This is a genomic window from Cyclobacterium sediminis (assembly GCF_054781075.1).
Map to the genome: position 1 here is coordinate 345,241 of NZ_BAAGVC010000002.1, position 13,043 is coordinate 358,283.

The following is a 13,043-nucleotide window of genomic DNA, read 5'->3' on the forward strand; positions in this document are numbered from 1 at the left end:
TGTACTTGGCTTATTTTATATTGAGTGTCCAGTGTATTGCGTTTACCAGCATTTGATTAAAATTGGGGTGTACAAAATCAGTAGGATATCCCAAAGAGGTGTAGAATACGTTAACATCCCTATATTTTCTGGTATAGGCTATTGGCATGGTCTTACCATCAGAGGTTCCACTAAGTATTACTTTGGCTTTTTTATCCAGGCTATTCTCCAAAAGGTAGAGATTACCTTGGCTTTGCCATTCACTTTGAATAATGCCTTTCAATATTCCTTTACCGACCTTCTTCTCTGCCTTTACATGAGTTGCTGCTTTTGCAGGTCCATAGCCTTTGTTTTCATGTCCCAATACTTCTGGTACAAATTCCCACCAATCTTCATAACCGAAAGGAATGTCTTCCTCAGTTACAGAAAAGGCATGATTGGCTGTTCTTATACCTAATATAGGTTTTCCATCAGCAATATGGTTTTTGATCAGTTGCATTTGTTCAGAAGAAAGCGCCACTCTCCGCAGGAAAAGGACCAGAAGGTCACAATCCATATTTTTTTCTAATTCCGGTAGGCTGAATGCTTTTCTTTCCCCTTCTCCTAGAATTACTTTGGTCTCAAATCCATTTTCCTTGGCCAGTTTCATAGCAAAATAAGGAATGGTAAGGTCTGCTTCGTAATTGTTTGGATCCTTGCTGATCAAGAATGTTATCTTTTTGTTTTTTTTCTCTTTATCCTTTTTTTTTTATCCTTGATGACTTTACCATATACCTTCAACTGGTAGTCTTTATATGTAGTATACCTTCCTGTCAGCCACAGTACAATCTCTCGCTCGTCATCGGCCAAAACGATAGGCCTGAGGTTGTTTTCTTTTGAATTAAAGGTAACCGGAGTAAATTCCCAAGGGCTATTTTCATTCAATCTTTCCCCCCTAAAAATTTCATACCTTCTTTCTCCATCCACAAGTAGGGGTTCACCGGATACCGGGTGAACATCCGCAGAGAAATAAAGAATGTTTTTGTCTTTAGGGTTAAGGCTTATCAATCCAGTATATTCATTTTCATCCGGATACAAACGACTCCCGGCATAGGCAATTTCATCTTCTATCCACCGGCCATTTTCCCAGCGTGCATAATGGTACCTATTGTCAAATCCTCCTTTTGAAACATTAACCCTTTCACCTCTTGTTACCGGATCTTTGGCCACTGTAAATACGAAATAAGGTTCACCGTTTTCATCCAGTTGGATGTCGCTGGTCCAGCCAACATCTTCTCTTGTTTCAAGGTCTCCATCGAAGACTAAAGTAAAATCTGATGGTTGAAACTTGCTGCTCTCTGTAGTGCTTAGGGGGCCAACGAGTGATCCATCCGATCTATAAGCCTTACCATTCTCCACATATCCATGATAGATGTTATTGTTCATATGCCTGGGGTGACCATCTGTGGTAATGAAGTGTATGCGGTTTTTGCCATCTGAGGCATACCTCAAATAAGATCTTCCGGGAAATTCAAATAGCCTACCGCCGAAAGTCCATGTGTCACCGAAATCTTTGGAAACCATATAATGGGGGTTGTTTCCATTTCCTCTAAAGAAATTATAGGTAATGTCTGCTTCTTCTAGGTAATAGGTATTGGAATAACAAACCTTTGCGTTGGCAGTAAAGACTTTTTCTTCCGTCCACTCACTGATATCATAAGGATTGACGGTGGTTCTGTGTCTTATATAGGGGTCATAGGTGTGCCCTGAATAGACAGTTAAAATTTTCCCATCCGGTCTGAGCATAAGTGAACCCACATTGTGGTCATCAGCCGGAAGAGAACCTTCGGTAATAATGGTGGTAGCCGAACTATTGTCATCTAAATTCCACGCATTAACCGTATTGTACCCTTGAGATGTAACTCCGGTAAAGATTACTTTATTGTCAATCAATAATGCCCTTTCATCCTGAAACCAACACCAGCTTCCATCATCAGCTATTTTAACAGCTTGGTATGTGTCAAAGTCTTTCTTTTTGGTTTTCTGGGAAAAAGTGTGATTAATTTGTAGCAGAAGTACAAATGCTGTAAAGAGAAGCTTTTTAGAATGAATGAGCATTTTTATTAAATTGGATTAGGGATAAAATCTTTCTAAAAACCAATTTAACGCATGATATTCATTCTATCACTATAAAAATTATAAAATTAAAGATTAGTCGTATTATCGGTTGATTAACGTTACCAATTTATTTTTCTAATGGTGAATTGCTTCAATTTCAGGTTCTAAAACATCCATGCTTCCCTTCTCATTAATGCCGATTAAAGTCACTTCTTTAAGTTCGTTGATTAAAAGCGGATCGTATTTTGCGCTAACTCTAATATAGTTTTCTGTAAAGCCAAACATTTTACCATCTTCTACATCACCTTCAAATAATACAGTATATTTTTTGCCAATGTTTTCTTCATAGAAAGCTCTTTTTTTCTTTTCTGAAAGAATCCTCAACATTTTAGATCTCTTATTCCTTATTTTCATAGGTACTACATCATCCATTTCTGCAGCCCTTGTATTGGCTCGTTCAGAATAGGTAAATACATGCAGGTAGGAAATGGGGAGTTCTTTTAAGAACTCATAAGTTTCTAGAAATAATGCTTCAGTTTCACCTGGAAAGCCCACAATAACATCTACCCCAATACAGCAATGAGGCATTAGTCCTTTGATTTTACTGACGCGGTCTTCATACAATTCTCTCAAATACCTTCTCCCCATTTTTCTTAAGATGGTGTTGCTTCCGGATTGTAATGGCACATGAAAGTGAGGGACAAAATGTTTGGATTGAGCAACAAAGGTTATGGCTTCATTGGTCAGAAGATTAGGCTCTATGGATGAAATTCGAAACCTATCAATTCCGGAAACCTGGTCCAAGGCCTGAATCAAGTAAATAAATTTTTCTTTTCTTTTACCATTCTGAATACCATAATCCCCGATATTAACTCCTGTAATTACGATTTCTTTAACGTCAGTTACTGCGATTTCATTGGCCGCTTTCACTATATTAGAAATAGTATCGCTTCGACTTTTACCTCTTGCCAAGGGAATGGTACAAAAGGCGCAACCATAATTGCATCCATCTTGCACTTTCAAGAAAGTCCTGGTTCGGTCATGTATGCTATAGGCATTGTTAAATTCTTCTGCCTTTGCAATAGAAGAGGCATATACCTTGGCTTCCTGCCCTGCAGAGAAATCGTCAAGTAGTTCTATCAGCCTAAATTTTTCCGCAGCTCCTAGTACAGCATCAACCCCTGGAATGGTGGCGATTTCTTTTGGTTTGAGCTGCGCATAGCATCCGATGATGGCGATGAACCCATCGGGAGATATTTTTTTAGCTTCCTTGACGATCTTCTTACATTTTTTATCAGCATTTTCAGTTACTGAACAAGTATTGATGATGAATATGTCGGGAGATTCTTCAAAGCTAACCTTCAAATAGCCCTTTTTTTCAAACATACGGCTGATAGTGGAGGTCTCTGCATAATTTAATTTGCAACCGAGGGTATAGAATGCTACTTTTTTCAAACTTTTGATTTCTTTTATTTCGGTGCAAATTTAGTGAATATCATTGAGTTTTCCATTTTTGCAATAAATTTGACGAAAATGAAAAAAATCACCAGTTATGATGGATATTTAAGGCGCGTTTGTTGTCAAAAATGTAAAAATTACTAAAAAGACCTCTAAAAATGACCATTATAGAGAAAAACTCATTTATTTTTCTAATTTTGTAATTAGTTTTTAAACCATAAACTATACAAATGGCAACATTAAGACAAAAAGCGTTAATGAAAGTGCAAGGCAGATCTAAGGTCAATGCAGTAGCACCTTCTTTAAAAATTTCTGATTATTTCGGATCTCATGTATTTGGCTTAAAAGAAATGCAGGAAACCTTAGCTAGTCCTGTATTTAAAAAAGTCAAAACCGCGATTGAAAAAGGAACAAAAATTGATATGTCCACTGCAGATGAAATCGCTACTGCAGTTAAAGGATGGGCCATGTCTAAAGGAGCAACGCACTATACGCACTGGTTTCAACCATTAACGGGATCAACTGCGGAGAAGCATGATACTTTTTTCGACGCAATGTCTGGAATGGAGAGATTCAAAGGTAGTACCTTGGTACAACAAGAGCCTGATGCTTCTTCTTTTCCAAATGGTGGGATAAGGACGACTTTTGAAGCACGTGGTTATACAGCTTGGGATCCAAGCTCCCCAATCTTCATATTCGATCAAACCCTTTGCATCCCTACCATATTTGTTTCTTACACAGGTGAAGCCCTGGACTTTAAGACTCCTCTTATTAGGTCTACAGAAGCCATCAATTCAGCGGCTGTAGAAATTTGTCAGCTTTTTGACAGAAATGTCAAAAAAGTAAACCCTTCATTGGGTGTAGAACAAGAGTATTTCGTTGTAGACAGAGCGCTTTATGCAACGCGTCCTGACCTTGTAATGGCCGGAAGATCTGTTTTTGGTCACAACCCTGCAAGAGGTCAGCAATTAGATGATCATTACTTCGGGTCTATTCCTTCCAGAGTTAAGGAATACATGAAAGACTTTGAGATTGAGGCCTTGAAATTAGGTATTCCTGTTTCTACTCGTCACAATGAAGTAGCCCCGGGACAGTTTGAAGTAGCTCCTTTATTTGAAGATATCAATAAAGCTACTGATCATAACCTACTATTGATGGAAGTAATGGAGAAAGTGGCTGAAAAGCATGGCCTTAAAGTCCTTTTCCATGAAAAACCTTTTGCAGGATTGAATGGTAGTGGTAAACACAACAACTGGTCTTTGATTACGGATACAGGTGTTAACCTTTTCCAACCTAGTAATTCCGCTAGAGAAAATCTTCAATTCTTATGCTTTTTGGTAGCAACGATCAAAGCTGTATATGAAAATGCTGATTTGCTTAGAGCAAGCATTGCATCCGCAGGAAACGATTTTAGACTAGGTGCCAATGAAGCTCCTCCTGCTATAATTTCTATTTTCTTAGGAAGTACCCTTACCAGTATTCTTGACGAGTTAGAGAAAAATGGTAACCTGAAAATTGAAAAAGGAGACAATATGTACATGAAATTGGGAATTTCTAAAATTCCTGAAATCATTCTTGACAATACAGATAGAAACAGAACTTCTCCATTTGCTTTCACAGGTAATAAATTTGAATTTAGGGCTGTTGGTTCTACTGCAAACCCTGCAGGACCAATGACAGCTTTGAATGTGATTGTGGCAGATGTTCTTCAGGAAATGAAGAAAGATATTGATAAGGAAATTAGTGGTGGTAAAGAAAAGAAACTTGCCATTGTTAATGTGCTTAGAAAATACATTAAGGATAGTAAAAAAGTACGTTTCGAAGGTGATGGTTACTCTGAAGAGTGGGCCAATGAAGCCGAGAAAAGAGGGCTTTCTAACCTTAAGAGTACAGCTGAAGCACTTGATGTACTAATCTCTAAAAAGGTTACTGAGCTATATGGTAAGCATAAAGTATTGAATGAAAGAGAATTGCATGCAAGACATGAGATTCGCTTGGAAAACTATATAATGAAAGTTCAAATCGAATCTCGTGTGATGGGAGATTTGGCATTGAACCACATTATTCCAACAGCCATTCTTTACCAAAACAAGTTGATTACCAATGCCAATGGCTTGAAAGGTTTAGGTTTGGATAATTCTGCAGCCATAGAGACGATTGAGGAAATATCAAGGCATATTGAATCACTTAAGGCTGATGTTGGCAATATGATTGAAGCAAGGAAAAGGGTAAATAAAGAGGATGATATCGCCGTTAAAGCGAAACTTTATAGCTCTGATGTAAAAGAAGCCTTCTTTGATAAAATCAGATATGCTGTTGATAAGCTTGAATTGTTAGTGGATGATGAATCATGGCCACTAGTAAAATACAGAGAAATGTTATTTCTAAAATAGAAGTAAACGGATCTAAAAATTATAAAGCCCGATTTATTCGGGCTTTTTTTATTCCTACTCCCCCAAGAATTCTTACCATTTATTTTTAAGGCAGCATGTGAAGATAAGCTTCTAAAGGAATTTAGAACAAAGAGTTTTTGAGCCTAATACTGGAAGAGAGGAATATACCAAGAAATAAATTTGTCTTCCATTTTTGTGAGACACTCCTTATTTTGGTCAATTTTTAACTTCCTTTTAATGGTGGTTGCCAATCCATTAAAGTCTATGGAGTAATTCTCCGGATCATTTTCTGAAATGAAATACAGGTTTTGAATGGTGCCTGAAATGTCGATGTACACCCTTGCTTGAATTTTGATGTTTCTAAAAAGGATTTGGGTATCCTCATCAAAATAATTCGAAATATGACTAAAATTTAATTCGTTACTAAGGTTAGTGGTCGAACAGTCCAAACTCATACCCTCGGTATCTATTCTCGTGAAATCGATAGCATAGGGCTTAATAACAAAAGCATTGTTGGTTTTTAGAACCTGATACCCACTACTTACCTGACCTTGTGAAAGTAAGGGGAAGATTGAAAAAACAATGCTGAAAATAAAGATAGAAAACCTATTCATACAATGACTTCATTTAAAGCACAAATTTCGCAAATAAATGAATCAAGTTACAAAAGCCAATGTATAATCGGTGTTAGGAGTTTTTAAATGGTAATATTTTAAAATTTAATTAAGGCTTTGATAACCTGATTGTCAGCCTGGGTAAGCTCAGGAAATTTTTCTTTTGTTTGTGTAAAACCAAACTTATTGGTAGTATAATGCGCTGTAGGGAATTGTTTTTGGGCTAAGGTGTTGATAACCTCCAGAAAATCTTTCTTTGTGGCATTCCTACTGCATAGTATACTTAATTCCTTGGCATGTATTGAAGGGTGGTGAAAAGCCAATTGATCCTTATACAGTCCAACTAAAACATAACTGCCTCCATGCGCTGCATAAAAAGGGCCTGCCTCCATGGCCTTTTTGTTCCCTGTGGCATCAAATACAAGGTTGTATTGATTTTTATAGGTCTCTTTGAGAGAAGGATTTTTTTCTATTTCCAACGCGTTGATGCTATGGCTTGCTTTAAACTTTGCTTTAGCTAAGTTTAATCTCCAGGGATTTACGTCCAGAGCAGTAACCTCTGCACCGGCCAACTCCGCAAAAACCATTATGGCCAACCCTATGGGGCCACAGCCCATCACCAAAACCTTATCCCCCTTTTTAATGCCGGCACGTTTAACGGAATGTGCTGCCACTGAAAGCGGCTCAACAATGGCCATTTCATCCCAGGTCAATTGCGGCGTAGGGATGAGAATTGATTCGGGTAAGGCCATGTACTCTTGCATGGCCCCATCGGTGTGAACGCCCAATACTTTCAGCTTTTCACAGCAATTGGTTTTTCCTATTTTGCAAGCGCCACATTTGCCACAGTTTAAATAAGGGATAACAACCACCGGCTCTCCCTCTTTAAAAGAGGTGCCATTGCCAGCTACAACCTTGGCCGCAATTTCATGTCCAAGGATTCTAGGATAGGTGAAAAAGGCTTGGTTGCCTGCAAAGGCATGTAAATCGGTGCCACAAACTCCTATTTGCTGAATGCTTACCATAACCTCTCCGGAATTTGCTTGTGGGGTTTCAGCTTCTTTTGACACAAACTCGCCAGGATGTTCACAACTGATAATTTTCATAGGTATATCGCTAGTTTTTTTGGGAATGCAAAAAGTAAAAAATGCAGGAATTAACCAACAATATGCTCCTTTTTACTTATTGTTACCCTTCAAAGACTTGATTGTAGTTTGGATTTAATAGCGCTTTATTCAGCAGGATTACTTTCAGGCACCAAAGTTTGGTTTTTTACAAATACCAATGGTTCTTTAAATTTGCTGGAAATAATGTCAATGAGGTATTTCAAGTCAGGATACTCTTGAGGTCCAATGAGTGGATTGGAAACAGAGATTATTGAATTGATTATGGCAGTACCATTGATAATATTGACTTTGAATGAAAAAGACATGGCTCCACTCGGTAAGGTCATGGAGACATCTTCAGGGTAGTCATCTAAAGTATAGCCATCAGGGATTTCGATTTTAGCCCCATACCTGTCAGTAAATAGGTAATCAAAATCGATTGGAAATGTTCGCGTGGATCTCACAAATGGGTTCGGTTCCCATCTCAATAACTGAAATGGGTTTACATACAAGTTTTGACTTTCGTCTAGATCTTTCGTTGTTGTGTACTTTATGATGGTAAAGTTTGATTTTGGATTCTCTTCAAAGGTAAAGACAGGATTAAGATTTTCCTGTTGGTAGGTGATCAACTTTTCCTTTAGTGCAGCACTTGAGCTGTTTTCTGCCTTAAATAGGCCTGTATTATACACACCATCAAAGCCCATGGCTTTAACGGCAGTTTCCCTTTTTAAGGATGACTCATCCTCAATAAGAATATTGTCAAAAACGTAATAGCCTGATGAGTGATGGCTTTGGATATCAATGAGTCCACTATTCTCTTCAAGCATAAGAAAACCTTGATTGACTAGAAATTGAGAAGGCAGGTACCCAAAAGGGATGGATGAATCTGTGGCGTCTAAATAATATACTTTGTTAGCAATGGAAGTGACGACAATTAATTGGTTAAACTGGTCTACAAAAGGGAAAGGTACAAGATCAGACCTTCCATTTCCTTTGCTACTTATCAAAACCGGATAGGCTATAATGCCATGATTTCTAAGATGAGCTAGGAGAGATAAATTTATTTCTGCCCTATTTCCATTTTTACTTGCGATTGTTTCCGAAAAATTTTTAGAAGGAGCAATGGCAGAAAATCCTGAATAATTGTATTCATTGCTGACATGCTTATAGATGTCCTTGGCAAGCTGTAAAGTGTCTGTTCCTTCGGTATCCAAACCAGTAATTTCACGTGTTTTCTTTTTTGGGGACATGTAGCTTTTAAATTCTAAGCGATCCGCAAAGAAGTCTGTTAAATCCTGCCAAGTATCAAATAGTGATTTGTATTGATTTAAATCCGTACCAAAACTATCCTGTTGTCTAAATTCATAGCCCTCTAGCTGAAAACTTACTTTTTCCAAATAATCTTGGAAATGGGCCATGTAAGGTTCCGCAGTGAAACCCTTTAAACTGTCCAATTCCCATCTAAAATTGCCTTTGGTTTTTGTTTTGAAATCATGGGAAATGGTTTTGATTCCCTGTTTCAAAGACTTGTACCAAATAAAATCCGGAAAGGTGATGTCATAGATTGATTTTAGGGTAGGGATTTCATTTTGAAAAACCCAACCATCAATAGATAGAATGGATTTATCTGCCTTAACATAAGTGAAATCAATGATAGAGCCTACCTGTACTTGTGGAAAGGTAAACCTGATTTCCATCCATCCATTTCCCGCATCAACTTCATAAAAATCTGATTTAGATAATTTCTCAATTTGGATTTCTTTATTGACTAAATTAACAGTCTGTGCTTTTAGTTTATAGATATCTTGAATCTTGTCATTTCCTTTATAGTATTTCAATGTGACATTTGCTTGTTCTTTTCCGCTTTCTTTTAAAACTTTTATTCGCCGGTGTATTTTGCTTTCCAATACTACTCCCTGAAACATATTGTAACTGGATTCTTGTAAAACTACTGCATCTGCTTCCGGTTCAAATGCTACCTCGTTGTATATAAATTCAGCATCACTATATTTACCAAAGCGCATTTCTTGTGAGAATAAAAAATTTGGGGAAATGAGTAGTATAAGTAATCCTATTTTAAATTTTGAAAAAGTCATGATATTATTGTTTGGTAAAAACTAATTCTCCTTGTATTTTTTTGTTTAAAGCTGTGAGTAATTCGTCTTGCTCCTCATCAGAGAGGCGGTCGGTGTCAGTGAATTGTATGTGTTTTTTTATTGATATATTTTCATCATCAATTATAATCTCCATTTTTAGTTCATAATTATCCTCAGTGATGGATAGGGAAGGAGGGATTGATTCTGCGTTCAAGGAGCGATGCTTTCTGATATTTACTTCCTCTATGTAAAGTTCTGTGGATTTTTCCATGTTAGGTTCCCAAGTGTGCCATGAAATAGGGATGAACACCCGTTTGCCGGTACTTTTGTAATACCTTTGCACCATTCCTGAGAAGTTAATTTGAGTTTGAATATCCTGCCATTCAATTTGTTTGTCCAAACTGAGGGAATTAATTATTAAGCCATTTCCTCCTATTTGTCCATTGAAAAGGTTGTTAATTTCATCCTTCTTTTTGTCATAAGTTTTCATGACTGTTGTTTCGGCCGGGAATCCTTTTTGTAACAATGTTCCCTTAATTTCAGCATTCCCATTTTGTTGTAAAAGGATAGAAGAATTAACTACAGTGGTGTTAAATTCAGGGTCAGAATAAGTGGGCGTTTGATCTACTTCCCCACCTTCAGGCGTTATGACCAATACCTTTCGGTTCCTTGTGAATGAACCCAAAAATCCGGCAGGTAAATGGCTGGATGTGCATTCCAACCAATATTTTTTATCACCGGTTCTAACCCTTAAGATGGCATGATTGAATTGATTGGATGGAAAATCTTCGTCAAAAGTGGCATTTTCCCCTGCTTTTACCAGAGTGTAATCCGAAGAAATACCGATCTCGGATAGCATGGCTTGCATAAATAAAGTCAACCCTTTACAGTCCCCATACTTTTTAGAAAGTACCTCTTCACTTTCCATCGGACGCCAACCCCCCAAGCCCAATTGTATGCTCACATACCTGTAGTTTTTCTGTAGGTAGGTGTATAGTATTTGTATTTTTTCAATTGAACTATCTGTACCATTGACCATCTCCTGAAGCTCTTGTTTGAATCCTTCGGGAAGTTTGGTTCTACCTTTATTTAATTGATAAAACCACAGACCGAAATTCTTCCATGTGTCCATTCTTGCCTCAAACCCATCCATCCCAAATTTTTCGGGCGCTAAAATTATTTTAGTCAAATCTGTTTCTTCCGTGTCCTCAGGAACAGGAGCGAGGTTATTTATCGTCCAGACTAGCGATTGATGGTCGCCCATTGAATTGTCATCGAAAACACCTTCAAATTGCTGGGTTTTATAACGAATCCCTAGGGATTTCGGATAGTTTACTTCCAAGCGTGCTTGCTCTACTTTTTGATGGTAAAAATTTTGTGGCCTCCAGGAAGGGAAATAAAAATTACCTGATTTTCTAAGCTTTAGCTTCATTTCGACCCTTACCGGAAAGGAAGTTGACTGCAGGTTAAATTGTTTTAAGGTTAAATCTTGATAAATATTTCCACTTGTTATTAAATCTCTTTCTTGAAGGTCTTTGGCTTTTATTTTCTTTATGGTTTTTTCCTTTATGGGGTCTATTACCTTCAGATCAAAATTATCTAAGTTGGTGAATTGATCTATGATAAAGTGATAGGATGCATGTGATAATCCTTTTTTGTCATAGATGGTGGTTACCTGATTGATTTCAATTTCATAGGAGTAGTCCTCTGATAAAGTAATTTTATAGTCTTTCTTTATACTTGAATAGTTGGGGATAGAAAAGTTTGTTCCATTTAATACCAGGGGTGTAAATAGAAAAATATAAAAAATAGAAATAGATAAATACCTATACATTACTTTATGACTTAATCTAATATAAAAAAAATATCATAAATAAAAAAATGATATTGTAATCTGCGCAAATTATAAAATTGAGGGTAAAATAGATAATAAAATCATTAATTTATTTTTATAACGGCAATTGGTTTTCAGAAAAATTTAAATAGCTTATGGATTAATCGTTCATTTTATGGGGGTTAGGGTGAGCTTTTTAAAGGGCCGATACCTATGGTTTCAGAAATATTTTTAATGGATCGTTTAATAGTTATCACTTCCTTTAAGGGAAAATTGATTACTGGGTTTTTTCGGCCGGTAAAATTGCTTACTTTATTCAAAATTAATTTATACCCTATACCAATATGGACACTACCACTAGAATCCCATTTGAAATTTTAAAAACCACTTTTTCCAAGATCTTAATTCAGCATGGATTTGAGGATCAGAAGGCCAAAATTTGTGCTGAGCTTTTTGCCATGGCCAGTCTAGATGGAGTGGCTTCTCATGGATTGAATCGTTTCCCTGCCTTTTTGGAGCAGGTGGAGAAAGGGATGGTAGTTCCGGAGGTGGAACCCATACAAGAATTTGCTTTGCCAATCATGGAGCGCTGGAATGGACAATTGGGTGCAGGGATGTACAATGCCTCCATCGCCATGAAAAAGGCTGTCACCATGGCTACTAAAAATGGGATGGGTTGTGTTGCCCTAAGAAACACCAATCATTGGATGCGAGCAGGCAATTATGGCTGGCAAGCGGCGGAAGCAGGGTGTATCGGTATTTGCTTTACCAATACCATTCCTAACATGCCTGCATGGGGAGGAAAAGAGCCTAAACTAGGCAACAACCCTTTGGTAATAGGTCTACCATATCAAAACAAAGCCGTAATTTTAGATACAGCCATGACTCAGTATTCTTATGGTAAAATGGCGATTTATAAAAAATCAGGAGAGCAATTGCCTTATGCCGCTGGTTTTAATGCGGCCGGAAAGCTTAGCAATAACCCCATTGAAATTATTGCTGAGAAGCTTCCCTTGCCTATAGGTTTATGGAAAGGAGCAGGATTGTCATTGATGCTGGACCTTTTGGCTTCAGGTCTTTCTGGTGGGCAGTCTACTTATGAAATTGGTAGGCAGCAAGAGGAGTTTGGTGTTTCACAGTTTTTTTTATGCATTCACCCTGAGGTAATGGGAATTTCTAAGACCAAGTTGGATGAGAAAATTGAACAAACCATTGCAGATCTGAAAAAATCTAAGGTTTTTGATGGAATGGACATTAATTTCCCGGGAGAGCAGTCTTTTATCAGAAGAGAAGAAAATCTGCGGCTAGGTGTTCCGGTTGATGCCGATATTTGGGAAAAGGTTTTTCGAATGATGGATTGACTACCTTTATTCTTTGAAGAGAAAAGGTATTATCCCTTGTCTGTTTGGTATTTCAATCTATAGCTATAAAAATTAAGCCCGCCCTGCTGAGACATGTAAATAGGA

9 protein-coding genes are annotated in these 13,043 nt (G+C 37.4%); 2 read left to right on the forward strand and 7 right to left on the reverse strand.

Annotated features, from left to right (window positions below):
• Positions 1-10: 10 nt before the first annotated feature.
• From ACYVHJ_RS01980 to mtaB, 3 genes are all read right to left on the reverse strand, one after another.
• The gene (locus tag ACYVHJ_RS01980) at positions 11-685 is read right to left on the reverse strand and encodes a ThuA domain-containing protein (protein ID WP_460512083.1); all 675 of its coding nucleotides are present in this window, start codon (positions 683-685) and stop codon (positions 11-13) included.
• Between the two features lie 5 nt (positions 686-690).
• Positions 691-2,076 carry a BNR-4 repeat-containing protein gene (locus ACYVHJ_RS01985; protein WP_460512085.1) on the reverse strand — a complete coding sequence of 462 codons (1,386 nt, stop codon included), beginning with the start codon at positions 2,074-2,076 and terminating at the stop codon, positions 691-693.
• Positions 2,077-2,211: 135 nt separating this feature from the next.
• Positions 2,212-3,531: a tRNA (N(6)-L-threonylcarbamoyladenosine(37)-C(2))-methylthiotransferase MtaB gene (gene mtaB, locus ACYVHJ_RS01990; RefSeq protein ID WP_460512087.1), complete on the reverse strand. Its 1,320-nt coding sequence runs from the start codon at positions 3,529-3,531 to the stop codon at positions 2,212-2,214.
• Positions 3,532-3,764: 233 nt separating this feature from the next.
• On the opposite strand from mtaB, the gene ACYVHJ_RS01995 reads away from it, so the two are divergent.
• Positions 3,765-5,927 (forward strand): glutamine synthetase III family protein, encoded by a 2,163-nt coding sequence (locus tag ACYVHJ_RS01995; protein WP_460512089.1) that lies wholly within the window; start codon positions 3,765-3,767, stop codon positions 5,925-5,927.
• Positions 5,928-6,070: 143 nt separating this feature from the next.
• Here ACYVHJ_RS01995 and ACYVHJ_RS02000 read toward each other — a convergent pair whose 3' ends face one another.
• The 4 genes from ACYVHJ_RS02000 to ACYVHJ_RS02015 all read right to left on the reverse strand — a co-directional run bounded on the left by ACYVHJ_RS02000 (position 6,071) and on the right by ACYVHJ_RS02015 (position 11,577).
• The gene (locus tag ACYVHJ_RS02000; protein ID WP_339901647.1) at positions 6,071-6,541 is read right to left on the reverse strand and encodes a hypothetical protein; all 471 of its coding nucleotides are present in this window, start codon (positions 6,539-6,541) and stop codon (positions 6,071-6,073) included.
• 98 nt (positions 6,542-6,639) lie between these two features.
• Positions 6,640-7,647, reverse strand: a complete 1,008-nt coding sequence (locus tag ACYVHJ_RS02005; RefSeq protein WP_460512092.1) for a zinc-binding alcohol dehydrogenase family protein — start codon at positions 7,645-7,647, stop codon at positions 6,640-6,642.
• 125 nt (positions 7,648-7,772) lie between these two features.
• Positions 7,773-9,743, reverse strand: a complete 1,971-nt coding sequence (locus ACYVHJ_RS02010; RefSeq protein ID WP_460512094.1) for a DUF3857 domain-containing protein — start codon at positions 9,741-9,743, stop codon at positions 7,773-7,775.
• 4 nt (positions 9,744-9,747) lie between these two features.
• On the reverse strand, positions 9,748-11,577 hold the full coding sequence (locus tag ACYVHJ_RS02015; protein ID WP_460512096.1) for a DUF3857 domain-containing protein: 1,830 nt from the start codon (positions 11,575-11,577) through the stop codon (positions 9,748-9,750).
• A 344-nt stretch (positions 11,578-11,921) separates the two neighbouring features.
• On the opposite strand from ACYVHJ_RS02015, the gene yiaK reads away from it, so the two are divergent.
• Positions 11,922-12,938, forward strand: a complete 1,017-nt coding sequence (gene yiaK, locus ACYVHJ_RS02020; protein WP_460512098.1) for a 3-dehydro-L-gulonate 2-dehydrogenase — start codon at positions 11,922-11,924, stop codon at positions 12,936-12,938.
• Positions 12,939-13,043 lie beyond the last annotated feature (105 nt).